The following is a 19,803-nucleotide window of genomic DNA, read 5'->3' as shown; positions in this document are numbered from 1 at the left end:
GGGTAAGTATGAAGGTTTTCATTCCTCACAACCATCGGCACTGCCAAGTATGCAGCCAAGGTTTTTTCGCAGACAGCCCCATTTGTTTTGAAGCCGTTGGCGAACGCGAGACTTTAGTCAATCATAAAGCCTTGGCCAATCATGAAGCTTCAATTAAGAGTGAAGCTTTAGTTAAATATGAAACAAGAGCCAAGATTGTACCAACAGATAAAGTCGAGGGCTACGATGGCATCATGCAGGGCGGTATTGTTACCACATTACACGGCAGCGCTATGCTGCATTGTTTGTTCCAAAACAGTATCAATGCGATGACGGTGAGTTTAACGTCTCGTTTTCATCATCCAATAGCCATTGATAAAGAGTTAGAAATTCGCGCTCAATGGGTTAAAAGCAGACGCAATATTCACTTCTTAGAGAGCCAAATCACTCAGAACGGAATCTTGTGTTCGTCAGCACAGAGCCAGTTTATGTCTTAGGTTTAAGCCCAATATTTTGCAGAATAAGTAGGGTTCTCTATAGTTAAAGTCATAACTATTAAAGCTAGGGCAACATTGAATTTGTCATAAACTCTTTTCACTTTTGAGGACGCTAAGGTGTGTTCGTTAGGCGAGCCTTTGCACTCGATTCAATTCATCGCTGCCTTTTTCTGGAGGGCTGCTGATGCAAAAATTCTTCAAATCGATACCTCGATACTGTGCTCTTTCAATTGTTTTACTTTTTCCATTCTTCAGCACTTTTGCTTCGTCTGCTCCGCTTAAAGTTGGTGTTTACCCTTGTCCGCCTTTTGTGATTAGTTCGATGGAAAGTGAATGGAATGGCCTAAGTGTCGAGCTTTGGGAACAGATCGCCAAAGAAATGGACGTTGAATACACGATAGAGAATCACCGTTTGGATGAACTACTCAATGCGATTGAAACCGAGCAAATCGATATCGGAGTCTCTTGTATTTCAATCACCCCAGAGCGTGAGCTGTTTGCTGACTTTTCCCATTCCTTTTACGAAACTCACCTTGCTATCGCAGTGAAGAAACAGGGCTACCTTCATACCTTGCGCGCCATTTTCTTAAACCCTGCATTGTGGGTGATCATTGGTGTTATCGTTTTTATCTCTGGGGTCATTGGCGCATTTTTTTACGTGTTGGAGCACGGTGAGAATGAAAAGCTCTATTCGATGAAAAGCCGTACTGGTCGTTGGTTAGAAAGCTTCATACTTGGCTTACTGTTCATCACTCGAGGCCCATTCAATTACTTTGAGTTCAAAAGCTTAACCGGACGAATTGCCACAGTATTCATTGGTGTATTGAGTATGCTGTTCATCGCCAGTATTACTGCGGTATTAGCCAGCAAGCTCACGCTTAGCCAAGGCTCTTCCCATATTAAAGGCGTTAATGATCTTGCGGATGTTGAAGTAGGGGCAAAAGTCGCGACGACTTCTTCTTTGATGCTCACTAGCTTTGGTATTCGACACAAGAGTTATGTGGATATGCCGAGACTGTTGGCGGCTTTAGAGGAAGGTGAAGTTGAAGCCATCGTAGCCGATGATGTGGTACTCAAATATATGATCGGTAATGGCAGAACAAGTGGACAGTTCGATGATCTAGAGGTGTTACCGTATCAGTTAGAAAAGCAGAATTATGGATTTATCATTACTGAAAATAACTCACACGAAGAAGAGATAAACCGTGCGCTGCTGAAAATTCGTGAGTCGCGTAAGTGGCGTAAAATCTTGGTCGATTATTTTGCGGATCAATAACCGACATCTGCTGCTTACTTCGACGTTTTCTGGGTTCTTTCCGCTACAGTTAGTCTGAACTAGAAGCTTTGTTCTTTTTGAAATATTTGAACGCTGTCCAAACGGCATAAGCCGAAACTCCGACAATCAATGCTGAGCGAAGCAGAATAGGGGCATCATGCTCAAGTTGACTAACGTGCGGCCCAATACTGGCAAATAATCGACTGGTAAAAAGCAGCCCCATTACTAACATAATAACTTTATTCATGTGACCTACCATTCAATCAGATACGTTGCACAGAACAAGTTATGGACGGGTTAGGCTATTAATTCGGCCAAAACTATTCTGCTCGGAAATAAAAGCATGCGCTTCTCAAGCGTCACCGTCAACGCGATATCGGTCTAAAGCCAGTAAGCTAAAATTTCGTTTTTGGAAGTGGATTGTTCTGGCTGGTGCAGTAAGAGCGCGGAACAGGCGAGAGTGTTAAGGTATCTAAAATGTTTCCGACAAAGTATAGGTTTATTAATAACGTCACTAAAATAGCGCGTTGAATGCCGGTAAAGTTATTATCTTTGAGATTTACAACTCATATAGAATTATCAACGTCAAAGATAATATTGCTTAACGAAATCAGGTTATTCGCACCTTACCTTGTCGAGTATATTTTTTCTACTATCGATAAGTCCATGCAGAAATTAAGGTTATGCTCAAGGTAAGTATACTTAATACCGACTTCTCCCGTGTTGAAATCAACGGATTTTGCGACATCTTCTTGAAAGTTATCAATGACTAACTGTAATAAGCAATCCTTGTCTAATACATTCATAAGTTTCCTTAAATATAATATGGTTGCAGATGCATATTAAAGAACAGGTTCCGAATATTATCAAGGAAAGTGAAAGAATATTTTCTCGTATAAATCTCATGTCTTTATAACCCTTAATCATAATAAAAACTAATTACATACCATGTTGTGCTTTGTAATTTATTTATCTTAGAAGCCTTCAATTATTAGCAAAATACAAACCAACTATTGTGAAGGTATAAAGAACTTTTTTCGGTGAATCTGAAAGAGTGATTGGACAAACATATGAGAATAGATGGTTTACTCACAACGGAATATATTTATTTTGACGATATATTAGGGCTTAATTATATAGGTTTATTGGTTTTTGGTTATAAAGTTTGAAGGTCGGGATATTCTTGGATAAATGCGCTATAGCCTTGCTTTTTGTAATGTTTATTGTTCCCGCTTCTATGTTTCATAAGCTAACCTTATCTAACGTCAATGTGAAATTGGTTTCATTTATGCGACTAACGTGCCCTTGGATTTGTTTTGTTAACCTTTGGGTAGATTTGATGTTCGTTTTACTTATGTAGAAATTCTTTTTTATCAACGGTTAATGGTTGTTTTTGAAGGAGATAAGGATCAAATTTTTTCTTTTTCAGCGCGTTGTAGCATAGATGAACCACACAACAAGTTGATTGTTATCTAGTTTAACTAGGGAAATATTTATGACAGAGCAAGAGTATGATTACCCAGAGTCGTACAATCTGATTTCAGTGACAGACCCTTCCAGTAAAATCAAGTATGCAAGCCCCCATTTTAATGAAGTAGCAGGCTACAAAGAAGGAGAGCTCGTAGGTGAGTATCACAATGTGGTTCGCCATAGAGATATGCCTAAAGCCGCATTTAAAGACCTATGGTGCCATATTCAATCAGGGAATAACTGGATGGGTATGGTGAAAAACCAACGGAACGGTGGTGGTTATTATTGGGTTGATGCTTTTGCTTCTCCGTTAAAAGAAGATAACGAGATTGTTGAATATCAGTCGGTTCGGTTTAAGCCAAAAAGAGAATATGTTGAACGAGCAGAGAAAGCTTATGAAACGTTAAATAAGGGAAAAACACCGTTTAAGCTTATGTTACCCAAGACAAGACTTTGGCAACGTCAAACTTTGAGCTCAATATTACTAATCGGGATTGTTTATGCGCTTCAAATTAATCAATTCGTAACACAACTGCAAAGTTTATTAGTGCTATTTTTAGGTGGCTCAATATCAATCTATATTCTTACGCGTCGTTTGGAGGGTATTTGTGAAATTGCAAAAAATGAGTTCAACAACCCTTTAATGGAGCATATTTATTTTGGTAAGGTAGATGATCTCTCCGAAATTGCTTTAGGAATGAAGGTGCGGAAACAATATGCAAAAGCGTTATTAGGCAGAATCCGAATTTCGGTGAGTGATTCATGTGAATTAACCCTAATGCAGGCGAATAAAACGGCTGAATCGAACGCAACGGTGTCTGAAAACCTTGAAAGTCAGAAAACAGAAATTGATATGGCAGCGACAGCTATTAATGAAATGCAGGCGGCTTCAAGCGAAATCTCTCAAAATGCACAAGGTACTCTAGATTCCACCTTTAGCACCCAACAAGAGCTATTATCTTGTCAGAACGAACTAAACCAAGTAGAAGAAAACTTTGTCGAGCTGACTAGTGAATTAGACAATATATCGACAATATCGCTGTCTGTAGAGAGAGAGACGCAGCAAATAAGCTCCGTTATTGAGATGATTAACGCGATTGCAGACCAAACCAACCTGTTAGCCCTCAATGCCGCGATAGAAGCTGCACGAGCGGGCGACTCTGGAAGAGGGTTCTCGGTAGTGGCGGATGAAGTACGAGTGCTAGCTCAAAAAACACAAAAAGCAACAACAGAGATTCAAGCGGTTATTGAAAAGCTATGCACAGGCAGTGGTCAGTCAGTAACGGCCGTTAATAATGGCACAGAAAAAGCGAAACGTACTCAAACAACGATTCAATCGACTCTAGAAAGCCTTACTTTGTTGAGCGAAAAGGTACAGGGAGTGGTTGATAGGAATAACCAAATCGCTGTCGCTATTGAAGAGCAAGTGAATGTATCAGAAGAGATTAACCAGAATATTCTTTCCATCCATAGTAAAGCTGAAGCTTCTCACGACCTCATGGAAGACAGTAAAAAGCAGTATGAGCAAAGTGTACTCAGCTTGAATGAGCTAAGAAAAGGTGTGGCTCGATTTTAAACTCAATAGAGTGAGTGACTCGCTATTTTGACGAGAGGCTAAACTGTGAATTGAGATTTGAACTAGTTTTAGCTTTGGTCGCAAATATAAAACCTTGCAATTGCGAGGTTTTATATTTTTGGTCGGTTGAGCTTACTTGGACGGGGTACCTTAACAGCCAGATCAGATGCCGGGTTAAGTCACTGCGCTAAATTAACTGGCCGGCGCTAGTTCAATTGTTGGTACTACATATGAAGGGGGGCGTAACGGCTCATTTCGTTCTTTAGATCTTGTTCATACTGATCTAGCCACGCATAACGCTCGCGATACAACTTACGCTTTTGACGTTTTAGAGCTTCAAGATCTTTTCTGTTCGGGTTGGTCGGTAGACGATAAAAATAGTCATCATGCACCTGTCCATCGTGTTCTTCCCACAGACTGTCGTATTTAAGGCTGATATCTTTGTTTTTCTTACCGTAGCGCAATGAGTTCGACACATGGCCAGACTCTTTTACCGCATAGATATTGTCGAGACCCAAGTTAATAGCGAGTAATCGTAGTGTTTCTACCATGAAGGATTTAGGTCTTAAACCGTAAAAAGCTTTGGTGAATGTGCGGCTAAATCCATTGTCATTGGCCCCACCCTGAATACCGCCGATGTAGATGTTGTTGTCGAAAACAGTAAATGAAATGGTATACATTTTTTCGAGTTGAGAATTGGTCAATGAAACTGTGAGTTCACCTTCTTTTCTCGCGTTTCTTTCAAAGCTGAGATTAACTAGATAGATGCGGTCATCGATGTCTAGTTTTAGAAGATTGAGTCTTTCATTGTAGATTTGTTGACGTGCTTCTGTTACGAAGGTGTTTTCAAACCAGTCGTAGTGCTTGGACAAGATGTCGATCTTTTCTTTATTGCTAAAGCCAGTACATAGGTAGGGAGTCACAAATTTAGACAAGAAGTTGGGCTGCTTGATAAATAACAACTTTCTCTCTTCAGAGTTGAAGTTATCACTCATTTTTCGAGTGGCTGAATAATAAAACAGAGCTCGAATCGTAAACTTAATTATGGCTTTATATTTACCCTTATTTTTATGGGTATTGGCTTCAATCCCCATGCGAACGACATTCATAATCACCTCAAAGAAGAAGTATTGTTCGAACACAGTTGTGTTACGAACCCTTCCAATAATCTCACCAATAACAAGAAAATGATGATAGTGAAAAATGCGATTTGGGTATGTATGGGTATGTATGACAATGTAACTAAGCCAGTTACTTAGTGTTCATATTTTGGACGGTTGGGGTCGTGTTTTAGTGGGTAGAAGAGCTAGGAAGCGATTGTTTGCTATAGGAACGTGTTTCTAAAACCAAAAATGCCACTACAAATCTGAAGTGGCATTAGAACGATAACAAACTATCACTTTGCTTAAACTTAAACTTTAGTTCTTACATAAACTATAGTTCTAACAGTTTGGCCAATTCACGCTCTTCAAGAAGCTCTTCAATGCGTTGACGAGTCTTAGGTGTTTCGGCTTGTGCTTTAGTCGACTTACCAGCTTTTTTGCTTCGGCTCGTTTTCGCTTTTTCCTTAGTCGTCATCGTAATCTTCCTTGTGTTTTTCTGTGTTACAGGTTGCACGTCTCTTTTAGTGCTTTGCCTGCTTTAAATGCTGGCGTCTTTGATGCTGCAATCTGAATCTCTTCTCCGGTACGCGGGTTGCGACCAGTTCGAGCGGCACGAGAGTTAACTTTAAAGCTACCAAATCCAAGGATCGATACGTCATCACCGTTAGCAAGCGAAGAAGATATACCTTCAACTAGCGCATTGAGCGCTGTGCCAGCTTGGTCTTTTGAGATGTCTGCAGAAGTCGCGATGTGTTCAACTAATTGAGATTTGTTCATAATCTATATTCCTTATTGAGTACGGCTGGCGTCTACCTTTAGCACCTAGCTTATGCGATCTTATCAACGGCAACTGAAATATTGTCAGTGGTTGGGTAGAGCTTTGTAAAGTAACCAACAGGATTGACTATAAAAGCATCTGTCGGTTCAATCAATGCAATTCATTGATTATTATTGGTTTATAGACATGTCGCCCAAATTAACTTGAGAAAAGTCATTCGGATTGTCCGCGAGGTTCATAATCCAAGTCGAAACTGTCATCTGTCATGTTGACAAACGAAAGAGTAAAAACAAAGAAGCCCAGCTTAATTGCTGGGCTTCTGGTTGTGTTGTCAGAGAGATTTGTTAATTCAGAACTATTTAGTAATAAAAATTTGTTCTGTTTCTAGCGAAGTCATAGAGCGAACTTGACGCCAAATGTAGTAGAAAATACCCAACATCATCAACATGCTTGGGATGGCGATTGCTGGGTAGCTGTAAAGTGTCAGCTTGCCAAGTTCTTCATTGAAGGCAGCGGTGCCAGCAGGGCTTGTCACAATCCAAGTCGCTAGGAAGTAGTTCATCGCAGAAGAAAATGCGAAAGTACTCGCGAATAGGTAGTTTGATGTCATTAAGCAACGGTCGAACTGCGCCTGCTTACCGAACTGTCTTAAACGCTCTTCGATAAGAGAGATATTTAACAGAGCTGGTGTGAAGATAACTTTCTGAATAAACGGGTAGCGGGTGAAGGTTGAGCCAAGAACTGCTAAACCAATTAGACCTGGGATTAATGCCTCTTTTAGTGCTAACCAACGAGTGTCTAGCTCAAAGAAACCAATGCCACCTGTTAAAAGTACACTGACAAAGCCAAGCGCTGCTATGAAGTTGAACTTCTTGTTGCGGATCAACTCCATGCCACCGTAAGCAATAGGGAAGGCTAGGGCGACAAGTAATGCTAAGCCTGTTCCGAGATGCTCATCTCCACTGAACTTCATTAAAATGAATGAAGGAAGAAGGACGTTAAATACGACTTCGAAAAGAGGACTCGATTTTTTGTTTTCTGTGCTACTCATAATTTCTAAATACATTATGTTATGGATTTATTCTCAGGGATTGTTGTTTACCTTGCCCAAGATGTAAAGCCTTAAGACACCATGCTGTGTAACGACATGTGACATCAACGACATCTCTTAGCCTATCTCAAGTTGAATTCAAGACTTTACGCATTCTAGTTCTGGACGCTTTTAGGTATCCAGACCGAACGAATCAAGCAACGTTTCATAATCAGGCTTGTTTGCCAAACTCTCAATGCTTATACGTGTCAGTACGTGTGCGAACGGAGAAAGGTGTAAGAAATCGATGATGGTGCAGCTGTTCACTTCATCAAACAATTCAGTATGTCGAAACTGAACGTAATCTAAAGCGACATGGAGATACAACGTGGCCAAGTTGTCACTCAGAAGGGATTCTAGTCCTTGTTCTTTGATCTCTTGGTCTAGTCGCTCTAGGGCGGCAACGATACCTTCTTGCCCTCTCTGGATAAGCGCATTGTCACTGTCTGCATAGCGAGTCAATGCCACGGTTCGAAAAGCGATCTCCATTAACGTCTTAGCTGTTCCTAGTGTATGCATGTCATTGGCACTATTTAACATTACTTGGCGGAGCGTTTGAGGCTGATATGTTTCAATTAGGTATTGGCAAATGCATAAGCTTTCTGTCAATGCTGTTCCGTCATCAAGTTCAAGTGCAGGAATTAAACAAAACGGATTGACGCTTTTTAGATTGGCTGGAGAGCTCCATGGATCAACCCAAACAAAAGACAGTGGGGAGCAGCGCGATAGAAGTGCTGTAGCTGCGACTACGCGTGAAAACGGGGAGGTTTCATTTAAGTAGAGTTGCATGATAATCCTTTATTGTATTCGTCAGATGAACCGAAGAAGCTAGCTTAGAACGAGGTCAAGTGTTCAGGCTTAGAGCGAGTCGCGGTCATTAATATACACACCGTAGACAAAATCAAAGCAGCAGTACTAACGCTGAACAAAACGTCGTATGAATCCATATGATTTAAGTAGTACGCCATCAAAAGTCCAACCACACCTTGTGATACAGCAAAAGAGAGAGTCATTCCTGCCCACGCTTTGGTGTGCAGTTCATAACCGACAATCTCTAATGTGTAAGTCGACACAAGAGTTACCGTTCCCGGCGTGAAAATACCGACCAGTAATGAAGATATGAGTAGCGCGATGGGGTGGGTGCTAAAAAGCGGGAGTGCGACGCCTAGAGCCTTGAAGTTAAATGCAATACATAGTGACTTCTTAAGCCCTAGCTTGTCTCCCAACATGCCCGTAATCAATGGTCCAATGGCAGCACCAATACCAAAGGTTGCCCAGAATAAACCACCGCTAGTGAACGACATCCCTAGTTCTCGTACGATGTAATCAACCCAAAACAAGGTGTGTGGTAGGTAGCCGATAGCATCGAAGGTATAAGCCACAAGAATAAGCGTTACGCTGATTAACTTAGGCCTTGATAGCTGTGAGAAGGAAGATTTTATATAAGGCGCTTTTGACTTATTATCTTGGGTTTGCCAAGCATTCCAGGTGAGTATAGTGGTGGCCAACGCGATGACTCCCATGCCAATCCAAGCCGAAACCACACTAAAAAAAATGAGCACAGGAATTAGGGTGCCAGATAACATTGCACCAAGCCCAATGCCTGAAAATACAACACCGCTGACACGAGCTTTCACATCTGGGTTAAACTTTCGGACAATCACTGGTGGGGCGACAACCATGAGTATCGCCCCCGTAACTCCAGCCAAAGTTCGCCAAACATAAAACCATGCTAAGGGCGCATCCTGTAGCGCACAGCCCAAGTAGCTAAAGCTGCTCACCAACATAGCGAAACGAATCAACTGCCCAGCACCAAAGTAACGCAGCAGTATGTTGGTAGCAGGTGCACCTAAGATGTACCCAAGAAGGGTCGCGACACCAAGATAAGATGCATCACTTTCGCTAAACCAACCACTTTGAATGAGCGCCGGCATTAATGCTATATAGGCAAACCTACCGATCCCGTTGCCTATCAACGTCGCTCCCATTCCTGCAAGGCTATCTCGATTAATGATGTGTGTATTCAACATAAAAAGGGCTCTTTCGGATTTAACTAGATGCTCTGGCAATAGGAAAAAATTTTGTTCGATTTTGTATAATGACATCATTCACCATCAATATCACTAGGCGCTTAGTCATATAATTTGCTCATTTAAAACCGGTTTGAGATAGGTAAATAGCGAGTGTGTTTAAACACTTAGGTAGATGTGTTGCTCTGCCGAGGATAAGGCAATAAGCGATTGTTTTAATCACAGTAGAATTGAGTGATTAATGGTTAGACTAAAGTTGGATCTAAATGAACGTAAATGATTAGGTATTTAGAAAAGTTTGATGTTCTGTGGGCTCTCACTCACATTCACCGCTCTTAAACGATGGATGAATGTGAAATGAGGTGGGTTTAAAGAAGAGGTATAACTCCTTTACTGGTCGAAAAGTAGGTTAAAGCTTAAAGGGATTTTGTCGGAAATCGTTAGTCCACCCACGGTTGCCGAAAGTTTGTTTAGATTCTCTGTCGATATTCCAAAATCAGCTCCATTGACGATGATTGTCGAGGCAGAGCTAACCATGACAAATCCTGACGATGGAACCACCATAACTGGGAAGTCGATCGTTTTTGTTACGCCGTGTAAGGTAACTTCCGCCGCTACGGTTGTTCTTTTTGGGTCGCCGGATAGCATTGACGATTCGACTTTTCCAGAGACCTTCACTTCAGGGAAAGTCATCGATTCAAAGTAGAGCTCATTTAGCCTCTGATCGCGAATAGCGACACCAGTGCTAACGCTTTTCAAGTCCAATACTATTGAAAACTGCCCCTCTTCGGTAAGCCCTCCAGACATGGGTTTGATGGATGCGGGCTCTACAACAAACTGCTTTTTAATGGTAGCGAATGTGATGTTCGATAACTTTGGATCTAACGTGTAGCCTGTTTCTGAAAAAGAGGGCGCAGAAATAAGGGTACAAAACAGACCGAGTGCAGATATTAGCGTTTTCATAAGTGGTTACCACATAGATGAGTTTCTTTGGTAAGTGTAGATAGAAGCTTAGATCAGTATCTTAAGAATTACCCAAAGCTAGAAAGGCAGCTCCACATAATTGGAACCATGATCGGTTAACTTACTTGTGTATTTTTGGTTATGTTATAACATAACTCAATTCGTTCTTGCTGCGAATAACGATTGTAGCAGTAAGAGTGAAGCGATAAGCATGTATCAAGGAGAAGACGTAATGAATGCCGTGTTAACGAAGCCTTTGGCAACCAATAGTAATCAGCCACTTAACATTAGTTCGGCTGTGAGTATCAAAGATCAGGTGAGTCACAAACTATGCGTTAGTGCTTCGGAGCAGCCCACGGTATTAGCCGATATTTACAAAAGTGATATCAACATCGCGATTTGGCAGCGTAAGTTTGATGCTGATTTAATAGGTGACATTGATGAGTTTATCGCGTCGAATCCAAATTTTAGTAAGTCTGTTAGCGTGTCACCGGGCAACGCCTACGATAAGTTGGAATTTGCAACGGACGGAACGGCCTCTAAAGCGCTATTAGAAAACATGGCAGAGCTGGTGGATATGTTCTGTTGTTTGTTTGAGCTTGAAGAAGTAGGGCTGCGTTTGGCGGTGTTGAATAAGGCAATGTGTCCTCGCTTTCATTTCGACCAAGTGCCTTGCCGCTTAGTAACCACTTATCACGGTGTCGCGACTCAATGGCTACAGAACGACTCGGTCGATCGTTCAAAGTTAGGTCGTGGAAGCAACGGACAGCCAGACTCTGCTTCTGGCTTGTACAACCATGAATCTGATATTCAACAAATGGTGAGTGGTGACGTAGCGCTATTGAAAGGTGAGCGCTGGAGTGGCAACGAAAATGCAGGTCTTGTGCATCGTTCACCAGTCACTTCATCTAATGAGACACGATTGCTATTAACGTTGGACTTTGGTTGATCAACTTTTGACTATTTTGTCTGCGACCTGTTTTTTTCAGACGTTCTACACATTTAAATATCTTCCTAGTGGGGTAACGGCCTAGCGTGAGCTGTGCCGTTATTACTGCCAAACAAAGACACCCATCAGCTGACCTTGTTTAGCACATTAATTCAAAATTTAGAGTTTACCATTCTCTAAATCAATGGGTTACGATGCGTGCACTTACTCACATATATCAATATTTCAGTTCCTCATCGGTTTCTTAATTTATTTTAAAGCGTAAAATATATCCCGCTTGCAAACCGCTTTGGCAACCAATTTGTTCGCCACGGTTTTTTACTTCCAAATTATAGGTTTCCTATGTTCAAGAAACTCTCGCTTAAAAATAAACTGGCGATCTCAGCCAGTATGGCCATTATCCTGGGGGGGATTTTGGTCGAGGCATTGTCTTTTCGTGCTTCACTGCAAAGGTTGGATACTGAAGTTGAGCAGCGCTTAGAGGGCGCATCGGCTTCTTACAATCAATATGTATCGGATTGGATCTTATCCAAAGAGCGTGCGCTTACTTCTCTTTCGAAAGAATCCAAACAAGAAAGCTTGGTGACTCACCTAAAACAGGTTCGTGATTCTGCGTCTTTTGATAATGTCTTCTTAGCGTTTCCTGACGGTTCGCAAAAGAATGCGAATGGAGTGGTACTGCCGCCGGGTAATGATGACCCACGTTTATGGGGTTGGTACACCAATGCGGTTGCAAACCCAAACAAGGTGTTCATGGATAACCCAACCGTTGCTGCTGCAACTGGGGCGAATGTTGTGTCACTGGGTACTGCCATGCAATTACATGGTCAACAGGTTGTGTTGGGTGCGGATGTTGAAATTACCGACATTCTTAATAGCCTAGAGCAAGTGATTCTTCCAGGTGAAGGTTACATGTTCATCGCGACTAATAAAGGCACGGTTTATACGCACCCTGATACCAAGCTATTGAATAAGAACATCAGCTCACTTGGGTTAGATTTTACGGATGTACAAAAGGCATTAGCTAGTGGTAAAGATACTTCGATCGACTTAAACGGCAGCGATTATGTTCTGTATGCGCGTGCGATTGATGGAACGAGCCTAATTACTGTGAGCGTTGTTAACCATGACTCTTTGGTAGCACCGTTATTTGATGCCGTGATTGGTCAAGTGTTGGTGACTTTGCTGGTTGTCATCGTATGTACTGTGTTGTTCAACCTACTGTGTACGATTCTATTCCGTCCGCTTAATCATGTATCTCAAGCATTGGCGCAAATCGCGAATGGTAGTGGTGATCTAACTCAACGTATTCATGTTGATAATCAGGATGAAGTGGGTGAGCTTGCTCAGAACTTCAATACCTTTGTTGGTAGCTTACAGCAGTTGATAGGTCATATCCGCGGACAATCAGAGCAGCTCAACAGTCAGTCAGAGCAAAGTGCTCAGCGTGCGAACCGCTCTGTGGATGAGCTAAACCACCAGCAGCAAGAAATCACGATGGTGGCGACGGCGGTAACTGAAATGGCCTGTGCAACTCAAGAGATTGCATCACATGCCGAGCAAACAGCGAAAGCTGCACAAGACTCAGCGACAAGCACTAACAGTGGTCACGCTCTGGTTGTCGACACTAAAGGCTCAATCAATAACTTGGCCAATGAAGTGAACGAAGCGGGCAACGTGATCAGCGAGCTAAACAAGCACGCTCAAGAGATCTCAACAGTATTAGCGACAATCCAAGGCATTGCAGAGCAAACTAACTTACTTGCTTTGAATGCAGCGATTGAAGCTGCCCGTGCTGGTGAACAAGGTCGTGGTTTTGCTGTGGTAGCTGACGAAGTACGTGTGCTTTCTCAGCGCACTCACTCTTCAACGGAAGAGATCAAATCAACGATTGATATTCTGCAGCGTACGACGACCCAAGCCGTTGAGCTTATGGAGAGCAGTTCTAAACTGGCAATACATTCCGTAGAAGATGCAGACAGAGCTTCGCATGCGCTTGAAGAGATCAATACTGCAGTTGCTTTGATCAGTGATATGGCGACTCAAATCGCGACTGCCGCTGAAGAGCAAACGCACGTGACGGGTGAAATTACCCAAAACATTACGACCATTAAAGATGTCACTGACCACTTAGTTGTGGGCGCGCAGGACAGCTTAACTGAGTCGAACGAACTTAAGAGCCAAGCCGCTGGTTTAAGTGACAAAGTGGCGACTTTTAAGCTTGCTTAACGGTTTCATTCGCTGATGCCTGATCAGTGAGTAATCGGTAAGCAATAAGCCAAAGCGACGTAGATTACGTCGCTTTTTTTGTGGCGATTGTTAGATGGTAGAACAAGATAAGTCACTGAATTAATCGAGTAGATGATGGCACATCAGTTCAATAAAACTGACTGGCGATTCAAGCATTGGGGTATGCGACACGCCTTCAAGCTCAATGAGTTCTAATGATTTAAACGCCCCTCCTAAATCCAGCCAAGTGCTCAAAGGTGCGATACTGAAATCGAGTTCGCCAATAGCAACAATAACTTCTAGCTGATTAACCATAGGCAGAGTCGCTACATCTATACTGTTAAAAATATCCCCCCATAGTGCGTCAAGTACTGTTGTGTTGGTGTGTACTCGCTCCCAAAGGGGAAGTTCATTAAAGCTGAGATCTGCCCAGCGCATAGGGCTTAATCGATTACATAGATGGACAAACTTTTTATGTGGTTCTTTGTTTATGTCGTGTTCGAGCTTTCCAATATTTTGTTTAAATAGGCGCTTTCGTTCACCTGACGCATGACTTTCCCAGTGTGAAAACTGTTTGGCTTTCATCTCTTCAGATAAGCTTGGTGATGCTCCAACAACCATAACCTTCTCAATACGAATTTTGGTAGAACTGGCGAAGTGAAGAGCCATGTAAGCATGCCCTGAATGACCAAGAACATTGGCTTTCTGTATATTAAAACTCTCGCAGATAGCTTCAATATCGTCAGAGATAATATCCAAATTAATTGTCTGGTTATCTTTTCCTGTTAAAGCAAACCCACGATGATCTAGATATAGGCAAGTAAAGTGGTCGTGTAGCGCCTTCGGTATCACTCGCTTGTAGTAATCAACACTACCAATAATTAATAAGTTTGGTCCTTCGCCGTGTTGTTCGGCTTTGAGCTGATACCCATCGCGCTCGAAAATTGCCTGGTTCTTACTTTTTATCATTATTCACTCCCATCATTTTTTTAAATTTTATCGTGATGGATAATCCTGATAAATAATCTAATATAAGATTCACTATTAATGATTTTGGGATAATCGGGTTGGAAAGAATCGATAACGCTTGGTTAAACTCATTCCTTTGTGTGTATGAGCAGAACAGCTTCATCAAGGCTTCGGAGCGCTTGCTAATTCCAAGCTCTACGGTCAGTCGTCATGTTCAACAACTTGAAAATGAGATTGGCAATAAACTGTTTTATCGGACTACACGTAAGGTTACGCCTACCTCGGCTGGCGATACTTTGTATAATGAGATAAGAGAACCGCTTCGCCACTTGAGCCAGACGTTACAAAATCTCACCACTTCCACTGAATCAGTAAAAGGAAGTATTCGCTTAAGCACGCCAGACGTTCCGTTCATTGGCGATATTCTTGCTGACTTTGTGGTCGACTATCCAAATATTTCTCTGTTCTGCGAACACAGTACGTCCTTAGAAAGTGCTCTCAATAGTGACCCTGATATCGTGATCAGCTTTGAGCGAGGATCGCTTGATGATAGGGATTGGGTTTCTCGTCCTTTATGCCAATGGGAGAGCGTAGTTTTGGCTTCTCCAACTTGTTTAGAGGAACATGGAACACCAAGTAAAGTTGAAGACTTAATCTCGTTGCCATGTATCTCTAGTTATAAAGCTTTTGGTGGCAATCCTTGGGTATTTAGTGGGGAAGACGACGACTCGAAGGGACTGAATATCAAGTCAAACATTAATGTTGATGGTGGATTTATTGCGAAAGCCGCTGCGATCCGCGGGCTTGGTTTTGTTGCGTTACCCAAAGAGTTTTGTCGTGAGGAAATAGAGCGGGGCACATTGGTTGAACAGTACTTAGATGACCAATTAGCGCCCCTGACGATATATATTCATTACCGTTCGATGAGTTATCACACACATCTAACTAAGCTGTTAGTCAACTTCATACGTGAACGAGCAAACTGATCGAGTTATTCGGCTTCTGAAAACTCTCTAAGCGCGCTCATTGCGGCTTCAGCTTTGTCTTTCTGAACGAAGATATGGTCATGGTAATAGCCAGCAATCACGTTGGCGCTAATACCGTATGAACCAAGCTTTGTGGCGAAAGCAGCGGTTAACCCAACCGCTTCAAGGCTTGAGTGTACAGACAAAGTAATCAAGCTAAACACACCATCGAAACTTAACTGCGCTTGAGTCGCCACTTCTTCTGTTAGTACTAAAGTTAACCCTTCTTTTTCTCGAAAGGTCGCCATCGGATTGAGGTGGACATAGTCGGCTAATTCTCCCTCTACCGTACAGAAAACATAGTTGCCTTCAATGAGTTCTGGTGACATGGACTTTAGCAGAATGTTTAAATCGGTAATGGCGGTCATCGTCTTTTTCCCTGCGTAATCGCGTTTGTTTATGGTGTTGGATAGTGCAGTCAAGATAGAGGTAAGCTGTCGGCGAGTACAATTAATAATATTTATTCACTATAAGCACGACTAATCGCCCGTAATTTTAATTCTGTATTTTCCGGTTTTTGCAGCGTTTTGGTGTGTTATGTGTCAATAGTGAAGGTCATTCCGCTTCCATATACCATTTTTATCTATGCATTCAACTTTTGTTGAAATTAGAGCTTTTGATCAAATTATATAAATTGCGCTTGCATAAGCTTTTCAAAATAATTTGTCCCAACTCGAAGTTCCTAGTGAGATGAATATAAATTAATAAGCAACCTCATTGGTATTGTCTTAGGTTGAATTTGTAACACTGTTGCTTCACGTATTGAGCGTATAACGCTAGCTGTCTGCATTTTCGTGTTTGTCGTAGGTAACAACCAACAAACCTAAAATATCAAGGAACAAGCTATGTTAAAGAAAGTATTAAGTTGTTGTATTGCAGCCACATTTGGTATTTATTCCGCATCAAGTCTGGCTCAAGGTTCTGTTATAAATTCGACTGAAAACTCACAACAACCTATTGCTCCACTGGTGTTGGCTTCATCAGATGATGCGATCACTGATCGCTATATTGTTGTATTGAAACAACCGCAGATGCTAATGAATGACGCGGCTGGATTACAGCAGTTCACTCAACAAACGGTAGGCCTCATGGCCAATTCGTTTTCAATCAAAACAGACGATGTTTTTGATAGTTCCATTATTGGCTTTGTGGCAAATCTAGACGCACTTCAATTAAAGCAACTCAGACGTGATTCTCGGGTGGAATACATTGAACAAGACCAAATACTCAGTATCGATCCTGTTGTTTCAAATGAAGCCGTTCAAAGCAACGCGATTTGGGGGCTAGACCGAATAGATCAGAGAAACCTTCCTTTGGATCGAAACTACAATGCTAACTTTGATGGCTCTGGCGTCACAGCATATGTGATTGATACGGGAGTTAATAACAACCATGAGGAATTCGGCGGGCGCTCGGTTTCTGGCTATGACTTCGTAGATAATGATGCTGATTCGAGCGATTGTAATGGGCATGGTACCCACGTTGCAGGAACGATTGGTGGCAGCCAGTATGGTGTGGCTAAAAACGTTAATATTGTTGGGGTAAGAGTACTTAGCTGTTCGGGTTCAGGAACCACATCCGGCGTGATTTCTGGTGTGGATTGGGTAGCACAAAATGCATCAGGGCCTTCGGTCGCCAACATGAGTTTAGGTGGAGGTCAATCCACTGCATTAGATAGCGCGGTGCAAGGCGCGATTCAATCTGGAGTGAGTTTTATGTTGGCGGCAGGTAACTCAAATGCCGATGCGTGTAATACATCACCAGCTCGTGTACCAAGTGGTGTAACGGTAGGCTCAACGACCAGCTCTGATTCGCGTTCAAGTTTCTCGAACTGGGGCAGTTGTGTTGACCTATTCGCACCTGGGTCTCAAATTAAGTCAGCTTGGTATGATGGCGGCTATAAAACGATTAGCGGAACTTCCATGGCAACGCCACATGTTGCCGGCGTTGCTGCCTTGTACTTACAAGAAAACAACGGCTTAACACCGCTTCAACTCGCAGGGTTACTGAACTCAAGAGCCTCGGAGAATAAGGTTTCTGACACAAGAGGAACCACCAATAAACTGCTGTATAGTTTGACTGATAGTGGTTGTGAACCGGATTGCGGTGGTCCAACACCAGGACCAGATCCAGATGGAAAACTAGTCTCTGGCGTGCCGGTTAATGGACTGAGTGGCAGCCGAGGACAAAAGGACTACTTCTACATGGACTTAGAACAGGGCCAACAGCTGACAGTGGTCACCATTGGTGGCACAGGCGATGCGGATCTGTATCTTCGTTTCGGGGATAAACCAACGCTTAGTACGTGGGACTGCCGACCTTACCGATCGGGCAACAGCGAGACTTGTACGGTGAATGTCACCCAAAGCGGCAGATACCACGTTATGTTGAATGCATACTCGGCTTACAGTGGTTTGACGCTTCAAGCAAACTTTTAAATTTAGGTTTGAACAATGGTTTCAAAAAGTTACTCACTAGTTTAGTCGGTTCAAAAGACTGATAGCCAAAGCCCACCTTGTTGTGGGCTTTGTTCTTGGCTTGTAGCTGACAACAAAAAGATATGGCGTTGCTTTCTTAGGTTGATAAGCAGGAATTGGCGGTACTTAGACGAACTTTCGGTTACGTCTCAGAAAAGCTTGAAGTGTGTATGCTAGATTTAATAGTGATACACAACTGGAGATATCGATGATCTGGCTTTCGGTGAAAGTACTACAGATTGGACTTGTCTACGGATACAGGAAGTATCAACAAACAAAAAGAGCTCCAGTGTAGGGGCTCTTTTCTTTTGTTTTTCGAATAAACCGGTTTTATTTTGCATGGTAAGGAAAGAAAAATCGGTTTTGTCCGGTTTAATAACGAGTAGCTAAATGACTCCCTATTAATATCTCTTAACCGATAAGCGAAAGTATGTTGAAAATTGAACCTATTACCCCTCACATTGGCGCTCGTATTCATGGATTAAATCTTTCGGATTGCAGTGAGTATGAACTTGATGATGTGTACAAGGCGCTTATTACTTATCAAGTCATTTTCTTGGATGAACAAAGCCTCTCGCCTGAACAACACTTAGCGCTTGCCAAGCGTTTCGGAGAGCTCGAACCCGCTCATCCCTTCTTTCCGCGTGTAGAACAAGTCCCGCAAGTCAGTGTGATAGAAACTACTCGAGGTAATGCGCCAATGGAGAGTTATTGGCATACCGACTTAACCTGGCGGGAGCTACCATCTAAAGCCTCTCTATTGCATGCTCAACATGTACCGGATGTCGGTGGCGACACGATTTGGTGTTCGATGACCTCAGTGTTCGATTCATTAGATGAAAGCATGAAAGAAAAGCTAAGAGGCTTATCGGCAACGCATTCGTTAGTCGCGTTTGAGGGTATTGAATCGGACCAAATTGAGCTAGATTGGCATAAGTCGTTGCTGAAAACCGCGCAAGAAAATCCTCCAGTAGAACATCCTTTAGTACAAGTTCATCCAGAAACGGGCAAAGAGACGCTATATATCAACGAGCAATTTACCCGTTACATCAATGAACTCAAACGTGAAGAGAGTGATTCACTACTTCGCCAGCTTTTTGAAATTGCACGACGACCAGAGTATCAAGTGCGTTTCAAATGGAACAGGGGCTCAATGGCGATATGGGACAACAGGGTCACTCAGCATTATGCTGTGATTGATTACGGTGATACGCCAAGAAAAATGCACCGAGTAACAGTGACCTAAGGTTGTAAATCAAGTACAAGTCGAAGCGCCTAAATATTTTGACTCATCGGTTAATGTGATTTATTTTTAGCGCTAATGTTCAACTCAAGACAAACATAAGGAGGATTTTTATGAAAGTGTGTGAATTTAACTTCGCGCATATTTTT

General features: G+C 42.3%; 18 protein-coding genes. 8 read left to right on the top strand and 10 right to left on the bottom strand.

Annotated features, from left to right (window positions below; translation table 11 throughout):
- Nucleotides 1-8 precede the first annotated feature (8 nt).
- Together CWO27_RS19650 and CWO27_RS19645 are read left to right on the top strand one after the other, a co-directional pair.
- On the top strand, nt 9-476 hold the full coding sequence (locus CWO27_RS19650; protein WP_107899420.1) for a PaaI family thioesterase: 468 nt from the start codon (nt 9-11) through the stop codon (nt 474-476).
- A 184-nt stretch (nt 477-660) separates the two neighbouring features.
- A complete protein-coding gene (locus CWO27_RS19645; RefSeq protein WP_102479453.1) occupies nt 661-1,752 on the top strand; it encodes a transporter substrate-binding domain-containing protein in 1,092 nt (363 codons plus the stop codon).
- A 49-nt stretch (nt 1,753-1,801) separates the two neighbouring features.
- Here the strand turns inward: CWO27_RS19645 and CWO27_RS19640 are convergent, their stop codons facing one another.
- On the bottom strand, nt 1,802-1,999 hold the full coding sequence (locus CWO27_RS19640) for a hypothetical protein (RefSeq protein ID WP_017106023.1): 198 nt from the start codon (nt 1,997-1,999) through the stop codon (nt 1,802-1,804).
- 1,248 nt (nt 2,000-3,247) lie between these two features.
- Between CWO27_RS19640 and CWO27_RS19630 the strand changes: the two genes are divergently transcribed.
- On the top strand, nt 3,248-4,798 hold the full coding sequence (locus CWO27_RS19630) for a methyl-accepting chemotaxis protein (protein WP_107899418.1): 1,551 nt from the start codon (nt 3,248-3,250) through the stop codon (nt 4,796-4,798).
- Between the two features lie 224 nt (nt 4,799-5,022).
- On the opposite strand, the gene CWO27_RS19625 is transcribed toward CWO27_RS19630, so the two are convergent.
- The 7 genes from CWO27_RS19625 to CWO27_RS19600 form a co-directional block, all read right to left on the bottom strand.
- Entirely contained in the window at nt 5,023-5,907 is an 885-nt protein-coding gene (locus CWO27_RS19625) for a VirK/YbjX family protein (protein ID WP_136975649.1), read from the bottom strand.
- 325 nt (nt 5,908-6,232) lie between these two features.
- Nucleotides 6,233-6,376 carry a hypothetical protein gene (locus CWO27_RS23640; RefSeq protein WP_017059112.1) on the bottom strand — a complete coding sequence of 48 codons (144 nt, stop codon included), beginning with the start codon at nt 6,374-6,376 and terminating at the stop codon, nt 6,233-6,235.
- A 26-nt stretch (nt 6,377-6,402) separates the two neighbouring features.
- On the bottom strand, nt 6,403-6,678 hold the full coding sequence (locus CWO27_RS19620) for an HU family DNA-binding protein (protein WP_048658484.1): 276 nt from the start codon (nt 6,676-6,678) through the stop codon (nt 6,403-6,405).
- A 356-nt stretch (nt 6,679-7,034) separates the two neighbouring features.
- A complete protein-coding gene (locus tag CWO27_RS19615; RefSeq protein ID WP_102431775.1) occupies nt 7,035-7,730 on the bottom strand; it encodes a VC0807 family protein in 696 nt (231 codons plus the stop codon).
- A gap of 171 nt (nt 7,731-7,901) precedes the next feature.
- On the bottom strand, nt 7,902-8,558 hold the full coding sequence (locus CWO27_RS19610) for a glutathione S-transferase family protein (RefSeq protein WP_107899416.1): 657 nt from the start codon (nt 8,556-8,558) through the stop codon (nt 7,902-7,904).
- A 44-nt stretch (nt 8,559-8,602) separates the two neighbouring features.
- The gene (locus tag CWO27_RS19605; RefSeq protein ID WP_107899415.1) at nt 8,603-9,799 is read right to left on the bottom strand and encodes a YbfB/YjiJ family MFS transporter; all 1,197 of its coding nucleotides are present in this window, start codon (nt 9,797-9,799) and stop codon (nt 8,603-8,605) included.
- A gap of 390 nt (nt 9,800-10,189) precedes the next feature.
- On the bottom strand, nt 10,190-10,762 hold the full coding sequence (locus CWO27_RS19600) for a YceI family protein (protein ID WP_107899414.1): 573 nt from the start codon (nt 10,760-10,762) through the stop codon (nt 10,190-10,192).
- A gap of 232 nt (nt 10,763-10,994) precedes the next feature.
- On the opposite strand from CWO27_RS19600, the gene CWO27_RS19595 reads away from it, so the two are divergent.
- Together CWO27_RS19595 and CWO27_RS19590 are read left to right on the top strand one after the other, a co-directional pair.
- Complete coding sequence (locus CWO27_RS19595; protein WP_107899413.1) at nt 10,995-11,711, top strand: DUF1826 domain-containing protein; 717 nt, start codon at nt 10,995-10,997, stop codon at nt 11,709-11,711.
- Between the two features lie 342 nt (nt 11,712-12,053).
- Complete coding sequence (locus CWO27_RS19590; protein ID WP_102431755.1) at nt 12,054-13,940, top strand: methyl-accepting chemotaxis protein; 1,887 nt, start codon at nt 12,054-12,056, stop codon at nt 13,938-13,940.
- 120 nt (nt 13,941-14,060) lie between these two features.
- On the opposite strand, the gene CWO27_RS19585 is transcribed toward CWO27_RS19590, so the two are convergent.
- Nucleotides 14,061-14,909 (bottom strand): alpha/beta fold hydrolase, encoded by an 849-nt coding sequence (locus tag CWO27_RS19585; protein ID WP_102431756.1) that lies wholly within the window; start codon nt 14,907-14,909, stop codon nt 14,061-14,063.
- Nucleotides 14,910-15,007: 98 nt separating this feature from the next.
- Between CWO27_RS19585 and CWO27_RS19580 the strand changes: the two genes are divergently transcribed.
- Entirely contained in the window at nt 15,008-15,895 is an 888-nt protein-coding gene (locus CWO27_RS19580) for a LysR family transcriptional regulator (protein ID WP_102431757.1), read from the top strand.
- A 5-nt stretch (nt 15,896-15,900) separates the two neighbouring features.
- On the opposite strand, the gene CWO27_RS19575 is transcribed toward CWO27_RS19580, so the two are convergent.
- Entirely contained in the window at nt 15,901-16,302 is a 402-nt protein-coding gene (locus CWO27_RS19575; RefSeq protein WP_102431758.1) for an ACT domain-containing protein, read from the bottom strand.
- Between the two features lie 477 nt (nt 16,303-16,779).
- Here CWO27_RS19575 and CWO27_RS19570 point away from each other — a divergent pair, with 477 nt between their 5' ends.
- On the top strand, nt 16,780-18,372 hold the full coding sequence (locus CWO27_RS19570; protein WP_102431759.1) for a S8 family peptidase: 1,593 nt from the start codon (nt 16,780-16,782) through the stop codon (nt 18,370-18,372).
- A 469-nt stretch (nt 18,373-18,841) separates the two neighbouring features.
- A complete protein-coding gene (locus tag CWO27_RS19565; protein WP_102431760.1) occupies nt 18,842-19,657 on the top strand; it encodes a TauD/TfdA dioxygenase family protein in 816 nt (271 codons plus the stop codon).
- The last annotated feature ends 146 nt before the right edge of the window (nt 19,658-19,803 follow it).

The organism is Vibrio sp. 10N.286.51.C3, assembly GCF_003050065.1.
Classification (GTDB): Bacteria; Pseudomonadota; Gammaproteobacteria; order Enterobacterales; family Vibrionaceae; genus Vibrio; species Vibrio crassostreae.
The sequence above is the reverse complement of the archived record's forward strand: the minus strand, read 5'-3'. Positions and strand labels throughout refer to the sequence as shown.

Bases quoted from the DNA above. Each gene is read 5' to 3' on its own strand.
- CWO27_RS19650 (WP_107899420.1), top strand. From the start codon at position 9: ATGAAGGTTTTCATTCCTCACAACCATCGGCACTGCCAAGTATGCAGC.
- CWO27_RS19645 (WP_102479453.1), top strand. From the start codon at position 661: ATGCAAAAATTCTTCAAATCGATACCTCGATACTGTGCTCTTTCAATT.
- CWO27_RS19640 (WP_017106023.1), bottom strand. From the start codon at position 1,999: ATGAATAAAGTTATTATGTTAGTAATGGGGCTGCTTTTTACCAGTCGA.
- CWO27_RS19630 (WP_107899418.1), top strand. From the start codon at position 3,248: ATGACAGAGCAAGAGTATGATTACCCAGAGTCGTACAATCTGATTTCA.
- CWO27_RS19625 (WP_136975649.1), bottom strand. From the start codon at position 5,907: ATGAATGTCGTTCGCATGGGGATTGAAGCCAATACCCATAAAAATAAG.
- CWO27_RS23640 (WP_017059112.1), bottom strand. From the start codon at position 6,376: ATGACGACTAAGGAAAAAGCGAAAACGAGCCGAAGCAAAAAAGCTGGT.
- CWO27_RS19620 (WP_048658484.1), bottom strand. From the start codon at position 6,678: ATGAACAAATCTCAATTAGTTGAACACATCGCGACTTCTGCAGACATC.
- CWO27_RS19615 (WP_102431775.1), bottom strand. From the start codon at position 7,730: ATGAGTAGCACAGAAAACAAAAAATCGAGTCCTCTTTTCGAAGTCGTA.
- CWO27_RS19610 (WP_107899416.1), bottom strand. From the start codon at position 8,558: ATGCAACTCTACTTAAATGAAACCTCCCCGTTTTCACGCGTAGTCGCA.
- CWO27_RS19605 (WP_107899415.1), bottom strand. From the start codon at position 9,799: ATGTTGAATACACACATCATTAATCGAGATAGCCTTGCAGGAATGGGA.
- CWO27_RS19600 (WP_107899414.1), bottom strand. From the start codon at position 10,762: ATGAAAACGCTAATATCTGCACTCGGTCTGTTTTGTACCCTTATTTCT.
- CWO27_RS19595 (WP_107899413.1), top strand. From the start codon at position 10,995: ATGAATGCCGTGTTAACGAAGCCTTTGGCAACCAATAGTAATCAGCCA.
- CWO27_RS19590 (WP_102431755.1), top strand. From the start codon at position 12,054: ATGTTCAAGAAACTCTCGCTTAAAAATAAACTGGCGATCTCAGCCAGT.
- CWO27_RS19585 (WP_102431756.1), bottom strand. From the start codon at position 14,909: ATGATAAAAAGTAAGAACCAGGCAATTTTCGAGCGCGATGGGTATCAG.
- CWO27_RS19575 (WP_102431758.1), bottom strand. From the start codon at position 16,302: ATGACCGCCATTACCGATTTAAACATTCTGCTAAAGTCCATGTCACCA.
- CWO27_RS19570 (WP_102431759.1), top strand. From the start codon at position 16,780: ATGTTAAAGAAAGTATTAAGTTGTTGTATTGCAGCCACATTTGGTATT.
- CWO27_RS19565 (WP_102431760.1), top strand. From the start codon at position 18,842: ATGTTGAAAATTGAACCTATTACCCCTCACATTGGCGCTCGTATTCAT.